Source organism: Streptomyces filipinensis (assembly GCF_014649495.1).
GTDB lineage: Bacteria > Actinomycetota > Actinomycetes > Streptomycetales > Streptomycetaceae > Streptomyces > Streptomyces filipinensis.
Window position 1 is genome coordinate 657767 of the sequence record NZ_BMTD01000001.1, and the last position, 20932, is coordinate 678698.

The 20932-nt window shown below is 72.3% G+C and carries 14 protein-coding genes and 1 pseudogene; 6 read left to right on the plus strand and 9 right to left on the minus strand.

The window, feature by feature from the left end:
• Window positions 1–40: 40 nt before the first annotated feature.
• Together IE244_RS02920 and IE244_RS02925 are read right to left on the minus strand one after the other, a co-directional pair.
• Complete coding sequence (locus tag IE244_RS02920) at window positions 41–550, minus strand: hypothetical protein (protein ID WP_191871006.1); 510 nt, start codon at window positions 548–550, stop codon at window positions 41–43.
• Between the two features lie 297 nt (window positions 551–847).
• Window positions 848–2500, minus strand: coding sequence for a M4 family metallopeptidase (locus IE244_RS02925; protein WP_191871007.1), 1653 nt, complete (start codon window positions 2498–2500; stop codon window positions 848–850).
• Between the two features lie 139 nt (window positions 2501–2639).
• On the opposite strand from IE244_RS02925, the gene IE244_RS02930 reads away from it, so the two are divergent.
• On the plus strand, window positions 2640–3083 hold the full coding sequence (locus IE244_RS02930) for a gamma-glutamylcyclotransferase family protein (protein ID WP_229853925.1): 444 nt from the start codon (window positions 2640–2642) through the stop codon (window positions 3081–3083).
• A 9-nt stretch (window positions 3084–3092) separates the two neighbouring features.
• Here the strand turns inward: IE244_RS02930 and IE244_RS02935 are convergent, their stop codons facing one another.
• From IE244_RS02935 to IE244_RS02950, 4 genes are all read right to left on the minus strand, one after another.
• Window positions 3093–3923, minus strand: coding sequence for an arylamine N-acetyltransferase family protein (locus IE244_RS02935; RefSeq protein ID WP_191871009.1), 831 nt, complete (start codon window positions 3921–3923; stop codon window positions 3093–3095).
• Window positions 3924–3979: 56 nt separating this feature from the next.
• A complete protein-coding gene (locus IE244_RS02940; RefSeq protein ID WP_191871010.1) occupies window positions 3980–6274 on the minus strand; it encodes a molybdopterin oxidoreductase family protein in 2295 nt (764 codons plus the stop codon).
• A 112-nt stretch (window positions 6275–6386) separates the two neighbouring features.
• Window positions 6387–7856, minus strand: coding sequence for a membrane-associated oxidoreductase (locus IE244_RS02945; RefSeq protein WP_191871011.1), 1470 nt, complete (start codon window positions 7854–7856; stop codon window positions 6387–6389).
• Between the two features lie 2 nt (window positions 7857–7858).
• On the minus strand, window positions 7859–8539 hold the full coding sequence (locus tag IE244_RS02950) for a SanA/YdcF family protein (protein WP_191871012.1): 681 nt from the start codon (window positions 8537–8539) through the stop codon (window positions 7859–7861).
• 154 nt (window positions 8540–8693) lie between these two features.
• Here IE244_RS02950 and IE244_RS02955 point away from each other — a divergent pair, with 154 nt between their 5' ends.
• From IE244_RS02955 to IE244_RS02975, 5 genes and pseudogenes are all read left to right on the plus strand, one after another.
• Window positions 8694–9548 (plus strand): sirohydrochlorin chelatase, encoded by an 855-nt coding sequence (locus IE244_RS02955; protein WP_191871013.1) that lies wholly within the window; start codon window positions 8694–8696, stop codon window positions 9546–9548.
• Window positions 9549–9628: 80 nt separating this feature from the next.
• A complete protein-coding gene (locus IE244_RS02960; protein ID WP_191871014.1) occupies window positions 9629–10906 on the plus strand; it encodes a deoxyguanosinetriphosphate triphosphohydrolase in 1278 nt (425 codons plus the stop codon).
• A gap of 104 nt (window positions 10907–11010) precedes the next feature.
• The gene (locus IE244_RS02965; protein ID WP_191871015.1) at window positions 11011–12273 is read left to right on the plus strand and encodes an NAD(P)/FAD-dependent oxidoreductase; all 1263 of its coding nucleotides are present in this window, start codon (window positions 11011–11013) and stop codon (window positions 12271–12273) included.
• A 93-nt stretch (window positions 12274–12366) separates the two neighbouring features.
• Window positions 12367–14280 (plus strand): DNA primase, encoded by a 1914-nt coding sequence (gene dnaG, locus IE244_RS02970; RefSeq protein WP_191871016.1) that lies wholly within the window; start codon window positions 12367–12369, stop codon window positions 14278–14280.
• A gap of 94 nt (window positions 14281–14374) precedes the next feature.
• Window positions 14375–15638: pseudogene (locus tag IE244_RS02975) on the plus strand (RNA polymerase sigma factor).
• A 33-nt stretch (window positions 15639–15671) separates the two neighbouring features.
• Here IE244_RS02975 and IE244_RS02980 read toward each other — a convergent pair.
• The 3 genes from IE244_RS02980 to IE244_RS02990 form a co-directional block, all read right to left on the minus strand.
• Window positions 15672–17600, minus strand: coding sequence for an ABC transporter ATP-binding protein (locus IE244_RS02980; protein WP_191871018.1), 1929 nt, complete (start codon window positions 17598–17600; stop codon window positions 15672–15674).
• On the minus strand, window positions 17600–19333 hold the full coding sequence (locus IE244_RS02985; RefSeq protein ID WP_191871019.1) for an ABC transporter ATP-binding protein: 1734 nt from the start codon (window positions 19331–19333) through the stop codon (window positions 17600–17602). Before IE244_RS02985 ends, IE244_RS02980 begins: the two co-directional genes overlap by 1 nt.
• Before the next feature lie 152 nt (window positions 19334–19485).
• Entirely contained in the window at window positions 19486–20925 is a 1440-nt protein-coding gene (locus IE244_RS02990; RefSeq protein ID WP_191871020.1) for a xylulokinase, read from the minus strand.
• Between the last annotated feature and the right edge of the window lie 7 nt (window positions 20926–20932).

The window sequence follows — 20932 nt, forward strand, 5'->3', positions numbered from 1 at the left end:
GGACATGCGGTACCGGCCGACGGACAGCGGAGGGTGTCCGTCAGATCCCGTCGCCTCTCGCCCGGCGATGCAGGAGCCAGGTACCGCCCGCGGCGGCGACGGCCAGCGCCGCCACACCCGCCGTGGTCTGCACGGGGCCGGGGCCGAGTGCGCCGCCGACCCCCGTCTTCACGCTTCCTCGCGGCTGCACCTGCTCGTGCGCCGCGCCCAACGCCACCACCAGGTCGCCCTTCACCTGCCGGTCGCCCACCGCGCAGGCGGCGACGATCTCGTACGTCCCCGGCTGCGCGCTGGGCGGCACCTGGAACTGGCCGATCGCCTCGCCCTCGTGCGAACTGGGGGCCAGGGTGAAGGTGCCGGCGCCGACCGCGCCCGCGTCACCGGTCGCCGAGCCCTTGTCTCCGCACGCGGCGGTGTTCACGCTGACCTGGGCGCCGGGCGCCACGGTGGAGGGATACACCTCCAGGCTGCCGGTGCCGCCGGCGGCTGCGGGCGCCGCGGCTGCCACGACGAGCGCGGTACCGGTCAGCAGACGGGCGGTGCGGCGCATGGTGCTCCCCGGGGCTTCGGCTTGACGGCGTGTCCAGGGGGCTCGCCCCTGCCCTACCGAGGTAAGTCGCAGTCCGGGACTTCCGCTTCCTGAGGGCTCGTCAGGAATGCGGTGAACGGGTGGCGGCTCCGGCCCCCCACACGGCCTAGCGGGCACGGGGTTCGAGCAGGTCACAGCCCTGTGCGGGAGCAGACGGGAGACCGGTATGAAGAAAACACGAATGGAGCGACGCCCGCCGTTGAACGGGTGACGGCCCCGGGAGTCGGGGACTCCCGGGGCCGGTGCGGCACAGGGGACTCAGTTCACGTTGACGGCGCTCCAGGCCGCCGCCACCGCGTTGTACTCCGCGCTGCCCGCGCCGTACAGGTCCTTGGCGGCGTTCAGGGTCGCCGTGCGGGCCCCCGCGTAGTTCGTCGAGGAGGTCATGTAGACCGTCAGGGCCCGGTACCAGATCTTGCCGACCTTGTCCCGGCCGATGCCGGTGAGCGTGGAGCCGTTGGACGTCGGCGAGTTGTAGCTGACGCCGTTGATCGTCTTCGCGCCGCTGCCCTCCGCCAGCAGATAGGCGAAGTGGTTGGCGACGCCGGAGGAGTAGTGGACGTCGAGGTTGCCGACCGAACTGCTCCAGTAGTCCGCCGAGTTGCCGTCCTTGGACGGTTTGTCCATGAAGCGCAGGGCGGGCTGGCCGAAGCCGGGCTTCACGATCTTCTCGCCGATGAGGTAGTCACCGGGGTCGGAGGGGTTGTTGGCGTACCACTCGACCATCGTGCCGAGGATGTCCGAGGTGGCCTCGTTGAGCCCGCCGGACTCGCCGGAGTAGGTCAGCGCGGCCGTCTTGGAGGTGACGCCGTGGGTCATCTCGTGCCCGGCCACGTCCAGCGCCACCAGCGGCCCGAAGGTGGTCCCGTCGCCGTCGCCGTACGTCATGCAGAAGCAACTGTCGTCCCAGAAGGCGTTGTTGTAGCTGCTGCCGTAGTGGACGCGGTTGTACGAGCCCTTGCCGTCGCCGCCGATGCCGTTGCGTCCCTGGACGTTCTTGTAGTAGTCCCAGGTCTCGTTGGTGCCGTACTGGGCGTCGACGGCGGCCGAGGCGCGGTCGGAGGTGGCGCCGGTGCCCCAGTGGTTGTCGGCGTCGGTGAAGAGGGTCGCGGGTGCCCGGCTGAAGCAGATGCCGAAGAAGCACAGGTCGGTCTTGCCCTCCGCGTCACCGGTGAAGGTGTTGCCGCGGGTGGGGTCCTTGAGCTGGTACGACGACCCCGACTGGGTCGTCTGCAGCGGCACCGTCCCGCTGTAGAGCGACTTGCCGTCACCGGCGGCGGTCTCGATGCTGTCCCAGGCGTCGATCTGATGGCCGGTGCGGGCGTCGGTCAGCACGGTGCGGGCGACCGGGTTGCCGAGCGAGTCCAGGCCGGCCGCGTTGGTGCGCCAGGCGAGCTTCGGGGTGCCGTGCAGGGCGTCGACGATCAGCTCGGGCTTGGCCTTGACCCCCTTGAGCGCGTTGCCGAGGTGGGCGGCGCGCAGGGCGTTCACGGCGAGGTCGGCGGCCCTGGGGGCGGAGACCTTCGGGAGGACCGAGCTGAGGGATATGGTGCCGCGGGTGGCCCGGTTCGTGCTGCGGTAGGCGCCGTCGGGGGCCAGGTGGACCACGAAGTCACCGCCCAGCACGGGCAGTCCGTGGTACGTGCGGTCGTAGCGGACGTGCTGGGTACCGTCCTTGTCCACGATCACATCGCGGACGCTGGTGTTCTCGGCGGAGGTCAGGCCCAGGCTCGCGGCATGGGCCAGGAGTGCCGACGCCGCGTTCTGGATCGCGGTGGACCGGGTCGGTCTGGTGTCGGCGTGGGCGGCGGGGGAGAGGGCGACGGTCAGCAGGGTCGCGGTGGTGACGGCGACGCCGGCGGTGGTGGTGAGACGACGGGACCCTCGGACGTGCTGGCGTATCCGGCTCATCTGTCTCCTCGGGGAGGCGCCGAACTGGGCGTGGGGGTGGCGCTGATGTCCACAGAGATTTAAGGGGCCCTGACATGTCATGTCCATAGCCTCTTCATGGAGATGTGTGAGGAGCCGAAGGGGGTACAGAATCGTTTCCGTGATCACCGAGGAGCCCGAACGGTCCGGGACGCCGCTGCCGTTCTTCGTCTACGGCACCCTCCGCCCCGGCGAGGCCAACCACGACCTGTTCCTGCGCGGGCGCACCACGGCGGAGGAACCGGCCCGGCTGCCCGGCGCCGCGCTCTACGACGGCCCCGGCTACCCCTACGCCGTCGAGCGGCCGGACGGCGAGGTCCGGGGCGAACTGGTCACGGCCCGCACGCAGGCGTACACCGCGCTGCTCGCCGCCCTGGACCGCCTGGAGGAATACGTCCCGGACGACCCGCACAACCTCTACGAACGCGTCGCCCGGAACGTCGTCCGCACCGCCGACGGCACACCGGTGCGGGCCTGGGTGTATCTGGCCGCCCCGCGTGTCGCCGCCCGGCTGCGGGCCGAGGGCAAGCCGATCGAGGGCGGCGACTGGCTCTCCCGCCGCTGAGCCGGTGCCTCAGCCCAGCAGCGTCAGCCCCTCGGGCACGGCGATCCCGAACTCCTCCTCGACCACACGCCGTGCCTCCGCCTCGTCCGCCAGCCTGCGCTCGGTCACCGTGCCGTCGGTACGGGTCTCGGTCAACCGGTCGCCGTCCAGGGCGAGATGGCGCTCCGCGGTGGTCCGCTGCAGATAGGGGCGGCGGGTGAACGGGGAACGCGGACTGGTGCCGACGTACCAGTTGAACACCTCGAAGTCCGGCGCGGCGAACGGCTCCAGCGTGAAGGCGTACTGTCCCACCCACGCCCGGGTCCGGCGGTCCCGCACCTGCAACTCCAGGAGCTCCAGGGGCCCTTGGTGCGGCAGCCGCACCAGCCGGTGCCGGCGCCCCGCGCCCTCGGACTCCTCGCCGGTCACCAGCGGCACCGGCACCAGCAGCGCACCCTCCGCACCGAAGCCGACGTCCGCGAGATACGACCGCGGCTCGCCCGGCACCGCGACCCGCAGCATCGCATGGGTGCGCGGCCGGCTCTCGGGCGTCTCGGCGCCCAGCACCACCCGCCCGGCCAGCGGCGTCACCCCGAACCCCAGCGCCTGCAGCGCCAGCCGGAGCAGCGTGTTGTGCTCGTAGCAGTAGCCGCCGCGCCGTCCGTGCACCATCTTCGCCATCACCTCGGCCGGGGCGAGCGACGGAGCCCGCCCGGACACGGCGTCCAGGTTCTCGAAGGGCAGGGACAGCGCGTGCGCCAGATGCACACCCCGCAGTGTCTCCAGGTCGGCCCGCCGGCCGCCCTTCCAGCCGATGCGGTCCAGATAGGCGTCGAGGTCGTGCTGGTCGAAGTCGGACATGCCTCGAACCTACGTGCCCCGGCCGCCTGCCGCCGCGGCCCGCGGATCGATCCGCGCTACTCCCCTGGTCCTACGACCTCGACCCGCACGGCGCACGACTTGAACTCCGGCATGCGGGACGTCGGGTCGAGCGCCGGGTTGGTGAGCGTGTTGGCGCGGCCCTCGCCCGGCCAGTGGAACGGCATGAACACGGTGTCGGGGCGGATGGCCGGGGTGATGCGGGCCGGGGCCACCGCCCGGCCGCGCCGGGAGACCACCGTGACCGGTTCGCCCTCGACCGCGCCGATACGGGCCGCGAGCCGGGGGTGCAGCTCCACGAAGGGGCCGGGCGCGGCGGCGTTCAGCTCGGCGACCCGTCGCGTCTGCGCCCCCGACTGGTACTGGGACACCACCCGGCCGGTGGTCAGCAGCAGCGGATACTCGGCGTCGGGCTCCTCCGCCGTGGCCCGGTGCGTCACGGCGACGAACCGGGCCCGGCCGTCAGCGGTGGCGAAACGGTCGAGGAAGAGCCGGGGGGTTCCGGGGTGCACCACGGGCGCGGCGGATACGGGCGACACCGCGTCGCCGGTGTCCTGGGCCGGGTCGTCGGGCAGGTCGTCGAGCACCGCGTCCTCCCCGTCGTCCACCACCGCCGGTCCGCCGGTGGCGCCGGTGAGTGCGGGTGGGGCCGTCGGGTGGCCGGCGGGATCCGTGGGGAATCCGCTGTCTCCTCGTGCGGCCGGGCCGGTTTCGGTGCGGGTGTCGTGGGCCGGGCACGGCCAGAACACGCCGTTCTCCTCCGCCAGGCGGCGGTAGCTGATGCCCGAGTAGTCGGCGGGGCCGCCCGCGCTCGCCCGGCGCAGCTCCTCGAAGACCTCCTCGGGGTCCGTCGGGAAGCCCTTCTCCACCCCCAGCCGGGCCGCCAGCTCGTGCAGGACGTACAGGTCGCTGCGCACCCCGGGCGGCGGGGCGACCGCACGGCGGCGCAACAGGACCCTGCCCTCCAGACTGGTCGTCGTGCCCGTCTCCTCCGCCCACTGGGTGACCGGCAGGACGACGTCCGCCAGCTCCGCCGTCTCGGACAGGACGACGTCGGCCACCGCCAGGAAGTCCAGCGAGCGCAGCCGCTCCTCGACATGGGCCGCGCGCGGCGCCGACACCACCGGGTTGGAGCCCATCAGCAGCAGCGCCCGGATGTCCGTGCCGAGGGCGTCGAGGAGTTCGTACGCGCTGCGCCCGGGGCCGGGCAGCGCCTCGGGGGCCACCCCCCACACGCGCGCCACATGCGCCCGCGCCGCCGGGTCGTCCAGCTTGCGGTAGCCGGGCAGCTGGTCGGCCTTCTGGCCGTGTTCGCGGCCGCCCTGCCCGTTGCCCTGCCCGGTCAGACAGCCGTACCCGGACAGCGGGCGGCCCGCCCGGCCGGTCGCCAGGCACAGGTTGATCCACGCGCCCACCGTGTCCGTGCCCTTGGACTGCTGTTCCGGCCCGCGCGCGGTGAGCACCATCGCCGCCTCCGGCTCGCAGAACAGGCGTACGGCCTCGCGCAGCCGGGGAACGGACACCCCCGTGATCCGCTCCACCTGCTCCGGCCAGTGCGCCATCGCCGCCGCCCGCGCCTCCTCCCAGCCCGTCGTCCGCAGCCGGATGTACTCCTCGTCCGTCCGCCCCTCGGCCACCACCAGGTGCAACAGGCCCAGTGCCAGGGCGAGATCGGTGCCGGGGCGGGGGGCCAGGTGCAGGTCCGCCTGCTCGGCCGTCCTCGTCCGTCGCGGGTCGACGACGATCAGCGTGCCGCCGTTCTCCCGCAGTTCCGTGAAGAACCGCAGGGACGGCGGCATGGTCTCGGCGAGATTGGAGCCGACGAGGATCACGCACCCCGTCCGCGGTATGTCCGCCAGCGGGAACGGCAGCCCCCGGTCCAGACCGAACGCCTTCGTACCGGCCGCCGCGGCCGACGACATGCAGAACCGGCCGTTGTAGTCGATCTGCGAGGTGCCGAGGACGACCCGGGCGAACTTGCCCAGCGCGTACGCCTTCTCGTTCGTGAGCCCGCCGCCGCCGAACACGCCCAGCGCGTCCGCCCCGTACCCCTCCCGCGTCCCCGCGAACCGCTCGGCGATCCGGTCCAGTGCCTCCGCCCAGCTCGCCTCGACCAGCCGGCCGGCGGACCGCACCAGCGGCGAGGTCAGCCGCACCGCCGGCGACAGCACCTCGGCCGCCGTACGGCCCTTGCCGCACAGCGCGCCCCGGTTCACCGGGAAGTCCGTCCGCTCGGTCACCTCGACGCCCCCCTGCGGCAGGGGCGTGACGTTCATCCCGCACTGCAGGGCGCAGTACGGGCAGTGGGTGGGCGTCGAGGCGATCGTCTCCATACCGCCCAGCCTGCGCCGACCGTGTTACGGCCCCGACCGCCTCGGGTTACGCGCCCGCCACGGCGGCCTCCCAGCCGGGCCGGGGACGGCGTGAGGTCCCGCGGCCCGGTGCCTACTGGCGGTTCAGGGAGCGGGTGACGCCCGCCGCGATCGTCGTCGCCAGCACCCAGCCGGCGGCGATCAGCAGATACGCCAGCCACTGGTACCAGCCGTGCGGCGCGAACGCCCCCTCCTGGCCGAAGTCGATGATCGGCAGCAGCAGGTCGAGGGTGTAGAAGAGCGGGTTGAACGCGGGCGCCTCGGAGGGCTTGAGGGCGGGCGGACGGTGCAGCGCGAAGGCGAGCGTGCCCGTGCACAGCAGGAACAGCAGCCAGCCCGCGGCCCGCATCGGGCGGAAACCGTAGCCGACGGCCGCGTCCTGGAGAAAGCCCCACAGCCGGGCGTACGGCGGCAGGGTGCGCCGGTGCCGACGGAGCTTGGCCAGCTGGACGGTGCGGGCGGCGCCGTCGTCGCCCACCGTGCGGTACGCCGCGGCCAGCTGCTCGTAGGGGTGCGGAAGGTAACCGTCCGGCTCCCGTTCGAGCAGCGGGAGGCGCTGCGCGGCCGGCAGGTGCGGGGTGAGGACGCGGTAGCCGAGTCCGTCGGTCTGCACCTGCCGGGGCCACACCTCGGGCGGCACGTGCAGCAGGTCGAACTGGGCCCGGCGCAGATTGACGGACCCCTCGATCGGCTCGGCCTCCCGCAGCCACAGCTCGCCGACGACACTGCTGCTGGCGCGCAGGGCCCGGCCGCCCGGGTTGGACAGCCGGGCGTGGGCGAGGTTGAGCTGGCGGGGGATCCGCGCACCGCCCAGGTTGACCCGGCCGCGGGCGCGCAGCCGCATGGCGTGCAGATCGGTGCCGACCGTCAGGACCTCGGCGTGCAGCGCGGTGGCTCCAGGGGCGTTCAGCTCCGCGTCGTTGAGGTTCACCTGATTGCGCACGACCGCCCCGTTCATGTGCACCTTTCCGTGTGCGACCAGCCCCGGGGCCCACACGTCCGTGGCCACCTCCGCGTGGTTGAGCTGGAGCACGGCCTCCTCGGGGACCTCACCGGGTGTGCCGAGCCGCGCCCCGTTGGCGAAGAAGGCCCCGGACAGCTTCGCCCCCTGGAGCCGTACCGGCCCCCTGATCCGGCAGCAGGTGATCCGCACGACCCCGTCCGCACGCAGGTTCCCGGCCGTCAGCCCCGGCAGCACCGAGTCGCTCAGGACCAGAGCGACGACCCGCGCCCCGTACAGGTCGGGCGCCTCCTCGAAGTGGCAGGAGCGCAGCCGGACCGGATGGGCGACGGTGCCGTACTGGAGGTCCAGCCGACCGGTGATGCGCGCGCCCCACACCTTCAGACCGGCGATCCGGCCCTCCCGCACCGGGCCGTCCAGCAGCAGATCCCGCAGCACCTCCGCCCGCAGCGTCCGCTCGGGACCCCATGCGGCGCCCGAGGCCGCGTCCTCGTCCTCGCCCTCCCGGAAGTCGACCCCCGCGCCGAGCGGGAAGGCGTCCCGGACGCGCCGCTCGGCGGGCGTCAGCTCCGTGATCTCCATGCTCAGCCCCGCGCCCGCGCCAGCGCCTTCGTGACCCCCTGTTCCCGCGGGCCGAGGAACGTCGGATCCGGATGGAACACCGCGTCCAGCACCGCCTTGCCCGCCGCGAACACCTCGCGCGTACCGCCGTAGTACCAGGTCACGTCGTGCTTCGCGTCGACCCCGACCCCGTACGAGTCGACCCCCGCCGCCCGGCACAGCGCCACCGCCCGCCGGATGTGGAAACCCTGGCTGACCAGCACGGCCCGGTCCACGCCGAAGATCTTCCTGGCCCGTACACAGGAGTCCCAGGTGTCGAACCCGGCGTAGTCGCTGACGATCCGGTCGCCCGGCACCCCGTGCTGCGTCAGGTACGCGCGCATCGCGTCGGGCTCGTCGTAGTCCTTGCGGCTGTTGTCGCCGGTGACCAGGACCACCTCGACCCGCCCGGCCCGGTACAGCTTCGCCGCCGCGTCCAGCCGGTGCGCGAGGTACGGCGACGGCTCCCCGTTCCACAGCCCGGCCCCGAACACCACGGCGACCTCCGCCCGCGGGGCGTCCGCCGTCGTGCGCAGCCGGTCCGCCGTGGACACGTACAGCCACGTCGCCGGCAGCAGCGCCAGCACACACCCGGCCATCACGGTCTGCACCAGCCGCCGCTGCCCCTGACGGGTGCGCGGCAGCCGCGGTCGACGGATCTTCATACGGCCCCCACGGATCGTCTTGTCGACCATGGAGGACGCCGGCGGCCGCGATCCGGTTCGCCTCACATCGAGCATCCGTACGACGTGATGCGGCGGAAAACGCTCGTGACGGCCCGGCAACGGCCCCGCAATCTGACCCCGGCAGGATCCTTCCATGACGGCGTCGCACCCTTTCCGCTCCGAGTCCGACCTCCACCTCGACAGCACGGCGCACCTCATGCACAGCATCGGCAGCCGGCTCACCGGACAGCTCCGGCTCGTCCCCCCGCCCGTGCGCCGCCGCCCGGCCCCGCCCGCGCTCGTCCTGGTCGCCCACGGCAGCCGCGACCCGCGCGCGCTGGACACCGTACGGACCCTGCGGGACCGCGTGCGCGAACTGCGCCCCGGCCTGGCCGTCCGCCTGGGCCACATCGAGCTGAACGCGCCCCTCCTCCCGGACACCCTCACCGCCCTCGGCGACGCCCCCGCCGTCCTGGTCCCGCTGCTGCTCTCGCGCGGCTACCACGTCAAACAGGACATCCCCGGGATGGCCGCCGCGGCGCGGGCGGGCACCCGGGTGGCCGCCCCGCTGGGCCCGCACCCGCTCCTGACGGAGACCCTGTACGACCGCCTCGTCGAGTCGGGCTGGCCCACGGCCATGGACCGGGCGGCCCGCCGCGCGAGCGCGGTCGTCCTCGCCGCCGCCGGCTCCCGCGACCCCGACTCGGCGACGGACACCCGCCGCACCGCCCGCCTCCTCGCGGACCGGCTGGGAGTCCCGGTCGTCCCCGCCTACGCCTCGGCGGCGGCCCCGACGGTCCCGGCGGCCGTCCGCGCACTGGCGGCCCGCGGCCGGCACCGGGTGGCGGTCGCGTCGTACTTCACGGCACCGGGGCGCTTCGCCACGCAGTGCGCGCGGGCGGCACCGTGGATCGCCGCGGCCCCGCTCGGCGCCCACCCGGCGATGGCCCGCCTGATCCTGCACAGATACGAGGAGAACCTCGCGGCGCGCTCCACCGAAGCCGCCTAGGGGGCCGCGTCGACACGACCCGGCAGCCGGACAGGCACCGGGCACCCCCTTTTGTCACCGCCGACGCTTACTGTCGAATCATGGAAGGCACCGCACTCGACAACGGCCCCTACGACCCGGCGTCGGCCGAACGCTGGGCCCCCGAGCCCGACAAACGCCCCGGCCGCACCGCCTTCCAGCGCGACCGCGCCCGCATCCTCCACTCAGCCGCCCTGCGACGCCTCGCGGGCAAGACCCAGGTGGTCACGCCGGGCACCCGCAGCCAGGTGTGGGACGCCAGCCCCCGCACCCGCCTGACCCACTCCCTGGAGTGCGCCCAGGTCGGCCGCGAACTCGGCGCGGCCCTCGGCTGCGACCCCGACCTGGTGGAAGCCGCCTGTCTCGCCCACGACCTCGGCCACCCTCCCTTCGGCCACAACGGCGAACAGGCCCTGAACGCCTTCGCGGACGACTGCGGCGGCTTCGAGGGCAACGCCCAGTCGCTGCGGCTCCTCACCCGCATCGAACCCAAACGGTTCACTCCGGAGGGGTCCGTCGGCCTCAACCTCACCCGCGCCGCCCTCGACGCCGCCACCAAGTACCCCTGGCCCCGCGGCGCCCACCCCACCGACCCGGCGTCGCGGAAGTTCGGGGTCTACGAGGACGACCGCCCGGTCTTCGACTGGGTCAGAGCGCACGCCCCCGGCACCCGCACCTGCTTCGAGGCCCAGGTCATGGACTGGTCCGACGACGTGGCGTACTCGGTGCACGACGTCGAGGACGGCCTGCACGCCGGTCACATCGATCCCAACTGCCTGCACGCGGAGCCCGAGCGGCAGGCGGTGTTCGAGGTCGCCGTCGGCCGGTACGTCCCCGCCGGCACCGACCCGGCCGAACTCTCCGCCGCCCTCGACCGGCTCCAGGACGAGGAGTGGTGGCCGCACGGATACGACGGCACCGCGGTCGCACAGGCCCGCCTGAAGGACGCCACCAGCCAGCTCATCGGCCGGTTCTGCCTCGCCGCCGAGGGCGCGACGCGCGCCGCGTACGGCACCGGCCGGCTCACCCGCTACGACGCCGAACTCGTCGTACCCCGCGAGGCCCGCATGGAGTGCGCGGTGCTCAAGGCGGTCGCGGACCGGTACGTGATGCAGCGCGCCGAACAGGAGCGGCTGCGCGCGGACCAGCGGGTGATCGTCGCCGAGCTGGCGGAGGCGCTCACCGCCCGCGCGCCCGACGGCCTCGACCCGCAGTTTCGGGCCCTGTTCGACGGGGCAGGCGACGACCACGCGCGCAAGCGGGTGATCGTCGACCAGATCGCCTCCCTCACCGACGTCGCGGCGCGCTCGCTGCACGCGAGACTGACGGGGCATATGTGAGAGGAAAGTGACCGGCAGTGGCCTGATCGGGTCACCCCCCCTTCCCGCAGCAGGCTGCGTGCGGGACGCTCGCATGTGGCGGCACCCTTACGAGGAGGCATCAAGTGGTCGACGCGGATCAGACATTCGTCATCGTCGGAGGCGGTCTCGCCGGCGCCAAGGCGGCCGAGACGCTCCGGGCGGAGGGCTTCACCGGCCGGGTGATACTGATCAGTGACGAGCGCGACCACCCCTACGAGCGCCCGCCCCTGTCCAAGGGCTACCTCCTCGGCAAGGAGGAGCGCGACAGCGTCTTCGTGCACGAGCCCGCCTGGTACGCGCAGAACGACATCGAGCTGCACCTCGGCCAGACCGTCGACCGCATCGACCGTGCGGCGAAGACGGTCCGCTTCGGCGACGACGGCACCCTCGTGCGCTACGACAAGCTGCTGCTCGCCACCGGTGCCGAGCCCCGCCGCCTGGACATCCCGGGCACGGACCTGGCGGGCGTGCACCACCTGCGCCGGCTCGCGCACGCCGAGCGGCTCAAGGGCGTCCTCCAGCACCTCGGCCGGGACAACGGGCACATCGTGATCGCGGGCGCCGGCTGGATCGGCCTGGAGATCGCGGCGGCGGCCCGCGAGTACGGCGCGGAGGTCACGGTGATCGAGCCGGCACCGACCCCGCTGCACGGGGTGCTCGGCCCCGAGCTGGGCAACGTCTTCGCCGAGCTGCACCGCGAGCACGGCGTCCGCTTCCACTTCGGGCGGCGGCTCACCGAGATCGTCGGCCAGGACGGCATGGTCCTCGCGGCCCGCACCGACGACGGCGAGGAGCACCCCGCCCACGACGTCCTCGCCGCGATCGGCGCGGCACCGCGGGTCGCCCTCGCCGAGGCGGCGGGACTGGAGCTGGCCGACCGGGCGCGGGGCGGCGGCGTCGCGGTGGACGAACGGCTGCGCACGTCCGACCCGGACATCTACGCGGCCGGTGACGTGGCGTCCTTCCCGCTCGGCCTGTTCGGCACCCGGCTGCGGGTGGAGCACTGGGCGAACGCGCTGAACGGCGGCCCGGCCGCGGCCAGGGCCATGCTCGGCCAGGACGTCGGCTACGACCGGGTGCCCTACTTCTTCACCGACCAGTACGACCTGGGCATGGAGTACAGCGGCTGGGCCCCGCCCGGCTCGTACGACGAGGTGGTGATCCGGGGCGACGCCGGGAAGCGGGAGTTCATCGCGTTCTGGGTGAAGGAGGGACGCGTGCTGGCCGGGATGAACGTGAACGTGTGGGATGTCACAGAGCAGATCCAGAGGCTCATCCGTGCCGCGGTGCCGGTGGATCCCGAGGCCTTGGCCGACCCGCATGTCCCGTTGGACTCGCTCGCCTAGGCGGCTGCCGGGGCCCGCCGTCGTGCGCCCGCGCCCCTTTGGGGGCGCCGCGCGTGCCCCACGTGTGTCACCGCGCCCCCGTAGAATTCACGCGTGGCAGGACGGATCAACGACGAGGACGTGAAGGCGGTACGGGACGCGGTCCCGATCGACGCCGTGGTCTCCGAGTACCTCCAGCTGCGGGGCGCGGGCGGCGGCAACCTCAAGGGCCTGTGCCCGTTCCACGACGAGAAGTCGCCGTCCTTCCAGGTCAGCCCCAGCAAGGGGCTCTTCCACTGCTTCGGCTGCCAGGAGGGCGGCGACACCATCACCTTCGTGATGAAGGTGGACCACCTCTCCTTCTCGGAGGCGGTCGAGCGGCTCGCCGCCCAGGCCGGCATCACGCTGCGCTACGAGGAGGGCGGGTACAACCCGGCCCACCAGCGCGGCGAACGCATCCGCCTGGTCGAGGCACACAAGATCGCCGCGCAGTGGTACGCCGAGCAGCTCGCCACCGGCCCCGAGGCCGAGACCGGACGGATCTTCCTCGCCGAGCGCGGCTTCGACCAGGCCGCAGCCGTCCACTTCGGCGTCGGCTACAGCCCCCAGGGCTGGGACCACCTCACCCGCTACCTGCGCGGCAAGGGCTTCACGGACAAGGAGCTGATCCTCTCCGGGCTCTCCCAGGAGGGCCGCCGCGGACCCATCGACCGGTTCCGGGGCCGCCTGATGTGGCCCATCCGCGACATCGGCGGCGAGGTCGTCGGCTTCGGCGCCCGCAAGCTGTACGAGGCGGACAACGGCCCCAAGTACCTGAACACCCCCGACACGGCGATCTACAAGAAGAGCCAGGTGCTGTACGGCATCGACCTGGCGAAGAAGGAGATCGCGAAGTCCAGCCGGGCGGTCGTCGTGGAGGGCTACACGGACGTCATGGCCTGCCATCTGGCCGGTGTGACGACCGCGATCGCGACCTGCGGTACGGCCTTCGGCGGCGAGCACATCAAGATCCTGCGCCGGCTGCTGATGGACAACGGCTCGGCCCGCGTGATCTTCACCTTCGACGGCGACGCGGCCGGGCAGAAGGCCGCCCTGCGTGCCTTCGAGGACGACCAGAAGTTCGCCGCCGAGACGTACATCGCGATCGCGCCCGACGGCATGGACCCCTGCGAGCTGCGCCTGGCCAAGGGTGACGACGCCGTGGCCGATCTGGCGGAACCGCGCACCCCGCTCTTCGAGTTCGCGCTCCGCCAGATCGTGAACCGGTACGACCTGGACACCCCGGCGGGCCGCGCGGCGGCGCTGGACGAGGCCGCCCCGATCGTCGCCCGGATCAAGAACAGCGGCGCCCAGCACGAGGTGGCCGTGGAACTGGCCGGCATGCTCGGCATCCTCGACACCCAGTTCGTGGTCCGGCGTGTCGCCCAGCTGGCCCGCTGGGCGAGGGACCGCGGCGGCAGGGGTCCGCAGCAGGACCGCCCACGCGGCCCCGAACAGCAGTGGGCGGCGGCGGCCGCCCCCCGGCCCGCCGCCTCCGGCCCGGCGCTGACCCTGCGCAATCCCGTCCACGCCGCCGAACGTGAACTGCTCAAACTCGCCCTGCAGCGGCCCGAACTGGTCTCCCCGGCCTTCGACGCCTACGGCCTGGACGAGTTCACGGCCCCTCCGTACGCGGCCGTGCGCCAGGCAGTCGCCGAGTCGGGCGGCGCCGAGTACGGGGTCCAGGACCCGCAGGAGTACCTGGTCCGCGTCCGTGAGGCCGCGCCCGACGACACGGTCCGCGCCATGGTCACCGAGCTGGCCGTCGAGCCGATCCTGCGTCGCACGGTGGACGAGACCTACGCCGGCACGGTCCTGGTGCAGATCCGGCGCCGCGCCGTCGAGCGCCGCATCCGCGACATCCAGTCCCAGATGACCCGCCTGGCCGCCGGCGGCGACCCCGCCCAGCTGGCCGCCGTACAGAACGAGTTGTGGATCCTCCAGCAGTACGACCAGGCGCTGCGGGAGCGGGGGGCGGAGGCGCTGTAGGGGCGCCTTTGCCAGTCGCATAGTCCGACTGGCCGGGTAACCGCCGGGTGACGGAACGGACGCAAAAAGTCACCGCAAGCCCCTCGTGGCGGGGATGTGTCTTCCCCCACACTGGGGGCGGTGCCCGAGTCCTCGGAGCGCAGGCCGTCGACTCTCCACTCCCGAAGTACCGCTGCCGCACACCTTCAGCAGCGATCATCCTGGAGGTCGCCCCCGTGCAGACCCAGACCCTCACTCAGACCGACAGCGCCACCAGCACCACCGCGGACGAGCCGGACGCGGAGACGGACGTTCTCATGGCCGTGCCCCCGCAGAGCCGCGCCGCCCTGCACCCGGAGGCGACATCCACCGAACCGACGGAACCGCCGGCGGAAGCGCTCAGGGACGAACCCGAGGAGGCCGGCGAACCCGTCGGGATCCGGGTCCCCGCCCGGGCCGAGACCGGCGGCCCCTCGGCCGACCTGTTCCGCCAGTACCTGCGCGAGATCGGCCGTATCCCGCTGCTCACCGCCGCCGAGGAGGTCGAACTCGCCCGCCGGGTGGAGGCCGGCCTGTTCGCCGAGGAGAAGCTGGGCAACACCCCCGATCTGGACAGCCAGTTGGCCCTCGACCTGGACCGGCTCGTCGTCATGGGGCGGATGGCCAAGCGGCGGCTCATCGAGGCCAACCTGCGGCTCGTCGTCTCCGTCGCCAAGCGGTACGTCGGCCGCGGCCTGACCATGCTCGACCTGGTCCAGGAGGGCAACCTCGGACTGATCCGGGCCGTCGAGAAGTTCGACTACGCGCGGGGCTACAAGTTCTCGACGTACGCCACCTGGTGGATCCGCCAGGCCATGTCACGGGCCCTGGCCGACCAGGCGCGCACCATACGTGTCCCGGTCCACGTGGTCGAGCTGATCAACCGGGTCGTCCGTGTGCAGCGCCGCATGCTCCAGGAGCGGGGCTACGAGCCGACACCCGAAGAGGTCGCCGCCCACCTCGGCCTGCCACCCGAGCGGGTCTGCGAGGTGCTGCGCCTCGCCCAGGAACCGGTCTCCCTGCACGCCCCGGTCGGTGAGGAGGAGGACGTGGCCCTCGGCGATCTGATCGAGGACGGGGACGCGGCGAGCCCTGTCGAGTCGGCCGCGTTCCTCCTGCTGAGGGAGCATCTGGAAGCGGTGCTGTCCACGCTGGGCGAGCGCGAGCGCAAGGTCGTCCAGCTCCGCTACGGCCTCATCGACGGCCGCCCCCGGACGCTGGAGGAGATAGGCCGGCTGTTCGGCGTGACGCGGGAGCGGATACGGCAGATCGAGTCCAAGACCCTGAACAAGCTCCGGGACCACGCCTTCGCGGATCAGCTGAGGGGATACCTGGACTGAACGGGGGGCCGCCCGCCGGCGGCCCCCCGCTGACTAGTCCACCTCGGCCACGGCCTGCGCGAACTGCGCCTTGTACAGCCGGGCGTACGCACCGTCGGCCGCCAACAGCTCGGCGTGCGCGCCCTGTTCGACGATGGACCCGTTCTCCATGACCAGGATCGTGTCCGCGTCCCGGATCGTGGACAGCCGGTGCGCGATCACGAACGACGTCCGCCCCGCCGCCAGCTTCGCCATCGCCTTCTGGATCAGCACCTCCGTGCGGGTGTCGACCGAGCTCGTCGCCTCGTCCAGCACGAGGATCGTCGGGTCGGACAGGAACGCCCGCGCGATGGTGATGAGCTGCTTCTCGCCCGCGCTGACCCCCGTCCCCTCGTCGTCGATCACGGTGTCGTACCCGTCGGGCAGCGTCCGGATGAACCGGTCGGCGTGCGCGGCCCGCGCGGCCTCCTCGATCTCGCCGCGGGTGACCTTCCGGGACGCGCCGTAGGCGATGTTCTCGGCGATGGTGCCGCCGAACAGCCAGGTGTCCTGCAGCACCATCCCGATGCCGGAGCGGAGCTCGTCGCGGGACATGCGCCGGATGTCCACGCCGTCCAGGGTGATCCGGCCGCCCGACACGTCGTAGAACCGCATCAGCAGGTTGACCAGGGTCGTCTTGCCGGCACCCGTCGGGCCGACGATCGCCACGGTGTGACCGGGCTCGGCCGTCATCGAGAGGTCCTCGATCAGCGGCTTCTCGGGGTCGTACCGGAAGGACACGTGCTCCAGCCGGACCCGTCCGCGCAGTTCCTCCGGCCGCTCGCCCGGCACCGGATCCGCCTCCTGCTCCTCCGCGTCCAGGAGTTCGAAGATCCGCTCGGCCGAGGCGACACCGGACTGCACCAGGTTCGCCATCGAGGCGACCTGCGTCAGCGGCATCGAGAACTGCCGCGAGTACTGGATGAAGGCCTGGACGTCACCGATGGAGAGGGTGCCGGACGCGACCCGCAGACCGCCGACGACCGCCACCAGGACGTAGTTCAGGTTGGACACGAACATCATCAGCGGCTGCATCACACCGCTGTTGAACTGCGCCTTGAACGCGGCCTCGTACAGCGCCTCGTTCTGCTCGGCGAACTGCTTCGCCGACTCCTCCTGCCGGCCGAACACCTTCACCAGGGTGTGCCCGGTGTACATCTCCTCGATGTGCGCGTTCAGCTTGCCGGTGGAGCGCCACTGCTGCACGAAGTGCGGCTGCGACCGCTTGCCGACCCGGGTGGCCACGAGGAACGACAGCGGCACGGTGACCAGCGCGACCAGCGCGAGGATCCAGGAGACGTAGAACATCATCGCGAGCACGCCGATGATGGTCAGCAGCGAGTTGATCAGCTGGCCCATCGACTGCTGGAGCGTCTGCCCGATGTTGTCGATGTCGTTGGTGGCGCGCGAGAGCACCTCGCCGCGCTGGCGCTTGTCGAAGTACGACAGCGGCAGCCGCGACAGCTTCGTCTGCACGGACTCGCGCATGCGGTACATCGTGCGGTTCACGGCGCGGTTGACCAGCCTGGTCGCCACCGCCATCAGCAGGCCGGCGATCAGGAACGTGCCGAGCGCGAGCAGCAGGATGTTCCCGACGGCATCGAAGTCGATGCCCTTGCCGGGGGTGAAGTCGGTGCTCATCAGCATGTCCGCGATCCGGCCCCGGCCATGGGCCCGCATCTGGTCGAGGACCTGCTGCCTGGTCGCCCCGGCCGGCATCTGCCGGCCGATGATGCCGGAGAAGACCAGGTCGGTGGCCCGGCCCAGGATCTTCGGGCCGACGACGCTCAGGCCCACGCTGACGACCACGCACAGCAGCAGGCCGTAGATCGTGAGGCGTTCCGGTTTGAACTGGGCGACGAGCCGTTTGCCCGACCCCTTGAAGTCCATCGAGCGCTGGTCGGGGCCGCCCCCGGCCATCATGCGTCCCATGGGCCCGGCCATCAGGCAGCCTCCGCTTCCGTCAGCTGGGAGAGCACGATCTCCCGGTACGTCTCGTTGCCCGCCATCAGGTCCTGGTGCCGGCCGGAGCCGACGACCCGGCCCTCGTCCAGCACGATGATCCGGTCGGCGTCCCGGATGGTCGCCACCCGCTGGGCGACGATGACGACGGTCGCCTCGGCGGTCTCGCGGGAGAGCGCGGTGCGCAGGGCCGCGTCGGTGGCGTAGTCGAGCGCGGAGAAGGAGTCGTCGAAGAGGTAGATCTCCGGGCGCTGGACGAGGGTGCGGGCGATGGCGAGCCGCTGGCGCTGACCGCCCGAGACGTTCGTACCGCCCTGGGCGATGGGCGCGTCCAGACCGGCCTCCAGCTTGCTCACGAAGTCCTTGGCCTGCGCCACCTCCAGCGCGTGCCACAACTCCTCGTCGGTGGCGTCGGGATTGCCGTAGCGCAGGTTGGTGGCGACCGTGCCCGCGAACAGGTACGGCTTCTGCGGCACCAGGCCGACCGTCCGCGCGAGCAGCTTCGGGTCGACCCGCTGCACGTCCACGCCGTCGACGAGGACCTCGCCCTCGGTGGCGTCGAACAGCCGCGAGACCAGCCCGAGCAGGGTCGACTTGCCGCTGCCGGTGGAGCCGATCACGGCGGTCGTCTCGCCCGGCCGGGCCACCAGGTCGATGGACTTCAGCACCGGCTCCTCGGCACCCGGATAGCGGAAGCCCGCGCCCCGGATCTCCAGGTGCCCGTGCGCGCGCAGCTCGGTGACGGGCGCCGTCGGCGGAACCACGCTGGAATCGGTCCCGAGGACCTCCTGGATGCGCTCGGCGCACACCTCCGCGCGGGGCACCATCATGAACATGAAGGTGGCCATCATCACGGACATGACGATCTGCATCAGATAGGCGAGGAACGCGGTCAGGTCACCGATCTGCATCCCGCCGCTGTTGATGCGGTGCGCGCCGAACCACACCACCGCGATCGACGACAGGTTCACCACGGTCATGACCATCGGGAACATCAGCGCGAGCATCCGGCCGGTGGCCAGCTGCATCTCGGTGAGATCGCCGTTGGCCCTCCCGAACCGTTCCTGCTCGTAGTCGTCGCGGACGAAGGCGCGGATCACCCGGTTGCCGGTGATCTGCTCCCGCAGCACCCGGTTCACGGTGTCCAGGCGGACCTGCATCGACCGGAACAGCGGCCGGAGCCGGCGCACGATGAGCGTCACGCAGACCGCCAGCACCGGCACGACGGCGACGAGCACCCCGGACAGCGGCACGTCCAGGCCGAGGGCCAGCACGATGCCGCCGACGCACATGATGGGAGCCGACACCATCAGCGTGAACGTCATCAGGGCCAGCATCTGGACCTGCTGCACGTCGTTGGTCGTACGCGTGATGAGCGAGGGCGCCCCGAAGTGGCCCACCTCACGCGAGGAGAAGGACTGGACCCGGTCGAAGACGGCGGCGCGCACGTCCCGGCCGAGCGCGGAGGCGGTCCGCGCACCGAAGTACACGGCACCGATGTTGCACACGACCTGAGCCAGCGAGATGCCGATCATCAGGGCGCCGAAGGACAGGATGTAACCCGTGTCCCCCTTCACGACACCGTTGTCGATGATGTGCGCGTTCAGGGTGGGCAGATAGAGGGTGGCGCAGGTCTGCAGGAACTGCAGCAGCACCAGCAGGGCGATGGGTTTCTTGTAGGGCCTGAGACAGGAACGCAGAAGTCGTATGAGCACGCTAGGTCTCTCGGAGTCGGCGACGGGGGCTGGTCGGTGTGCCCGTGGCCCCTATCGTCGAACACTCCACCCGCGTTACCTCAACTCATTAACCCGTTGGCGAAGCTCTTACCGCCCTACGGGTCGTGGGTGTTGCCGGGCGTCGGGGGACGTCACAGGCCAAACGCCCCCGGATGGGTCTGTTCCCGTACGGCCGTGAACTGCTGCCGCACCGCCTGCCCCACGGCCAGCTCGTCGCCCGGCTCCAGCACCTGCGCCGCCGCACCCTGCCAGGCCGGCGGGGTGCGCGGGTCGAGTGTGCCCTGGGACACACCGAGCGCCCAGGCCGCCTGCCGGGCCGCGCCGATCGCCGCGTAGTCCGCGGGCTGCGGTACGACGACCTGCGCGCCGAACAGCGAGGGCGCCGAGGCCTGCACGCCGGGCAGTTCGGCGGCCGGGCCGAGCAGGAAGACCCGCCGCACCTCCACGCCCCGCCCGCGCAGCACGTCCAGCGCGTCGGCGAGCCCGCACAGCATGCCCTCGAACGCGGCCCGCGCCAGATGCTCCGGCTTCATGGACTCCCGCCGCAGCCCGGCGATCGTCCCCGCGGTGTGCGGCAGGTTCGGCGTCCGCTCACCCTCCAGATAGGGCAGCAGGACGAGTCCGTGCGCACCCGGCGTGGACTTCGTCGCCAGCTCGGACAGGCTCTCCAGGTCCGGCAGCCCGAGGAGTTCGGCGGTGCCGCGCAGGGTGCGTACGGCGTTCAGCGTGGTCACGACCGGCAGATGCATGCCGGTGGCGTCGGCGAGCGAGGTGATCATCCCGGACTGGTCGGCGAGCGCCTCCGGGTGCACGGCCATCACCGAGCCCGAGGCGCCGAGGGAGACCACCGCGTCGCCCAGCCCGATGCCGAGCCCGAACGCGGCGGCCATGGTCTCCCCGGTGCCGGCGGAGATCAGCAGGCCCTCCGGGGTCGTACCGGCCGCGTCCGACGGGCCGATCACCTCCGGCAGCATCGCCTGATGGCCGAGCGCCAGCTCGACCAGGTCGGGCCGGTAGCCGCCGGTGGCGGCCGACCAGTACCCGGTACCGGACGCCCCGCCGCGATCCGTGGTCCTGCGCACGGGCCGTCCGAGCAGTTGCCAGACCAGCCAGTCGTGCGCCTGGAGGAGTACGGCCGTGCGGCGGGCGTTCTCGGGTTCGTTCTTCGCGAGCCAGCGCAGCTTGGTGACCGGCTGGGCGGCCTGCGGGACACAGCCGACCGCCTGTGCCCAGGCCTCCCGGCCGCCGAGCGCGTCGACGAGGTCCGCCGCCGCGACCTGGGCCCGCTTGTCGCCGCCGACCAGCGCCGGGCGCACGGTGTTGCCCTGGGCGTCCAGCGGGATCACGGCGTTCTGCTGCGCCGACACACCGATGGCCTGCACGCCTTCGAGCAGGCCGCCGCCGGCGGCCTCGCCCAGGGAGAGCAGCCAGGCCTGCGGGTCCACGTCGCTCGGGCGACCCTCCACCGGGTGCGGGGCGTATCCCTGCCGCAGTACGGCACCGGTGTCCGCGTCGCAGACCACGATGCGAGTGAAATCAGGCGAGCTGTCCAAGCCGGCGACTATCCCCATGCGGAGA

What these genes read in the sequence shown, in the direction of transcription:
- IE244_RS02920 (WP_191871006.1), bottom strand. Translation starts at nt 550, where the DNA reads ATGCGCCGCACCGCCCGTCTGCTGACCGGTACCGCGCTCGTCGTGGCA.
- IE244_RS02925 (WP_191871007.1), bottom strand. Translation starts at nt 2,500, where the DNA reads ATGAGCCGGATACGCCAGCACGTCCGAGGGTCCCGTCGTCTCACCACC.
- IE244_RS02935 (WP_191871009.1), bottom strand. Translation starts at nt 3,923, where the DNA reads ATGTCCGACTTCGACCAGCACGACCTCGACGCCTATCTGGACCGCATC.
- IE244_RS02940 (WP_191871010.1), bottom strand. Translation starts at nt 6,274, where the DNA reads ATGGAGACGATCGCCTCGACGCCCACCCACTGCCCGTACTGCGCCCTG.
- IE244_RS02945 (WP_191871011.1), bottom strand. Translation starts at nt 7,856, where the DNA reads ATGGAGATCACGGAGCTGACGCCCGCCGAGCGGCGCGTCCGGGACGCC.
- IE244_RS02950 (WP_191871012.1), bottom strand. Translation starts at nt 8,539, where the DNA reads ATGAAGATCCGTCGACCGCGGCTGCCGCGCACCCGTCAGGGGCAGCGG.
- IE244_RS02955 (WP_191871013.1), top strand. Translation starts at nt 8,694, where the DNA reads ATGACGGCGTCGCACCCTTTCCGCTCCGAGTCCGACCTCCACCTCGAC.
- IE244_RS02960 (WP_191871014.1), top strand. Translation starts at nt 9,629, where the DNA reads ATGGAAGGCACCGCACTCGACAACGGCCCCTACGACCCGGCGTCGGCC.
- IE244_RS02980 (WP_191871018.1), bottom strand. Translation starts at nt 17,600, where the DNA reads ATGGCCGGGCCCATGGGACGCATGATGGCCGGGGGCGGCCCCGACCAG.
- IE244_RS02990 (WP_191871020.1), bottom strand. Translation starts at nt 20,925, where the DNA reads ATGGGGATAGTCGCCGGCTTGGACAGCTCGCCTGATTTCACTCGCATC.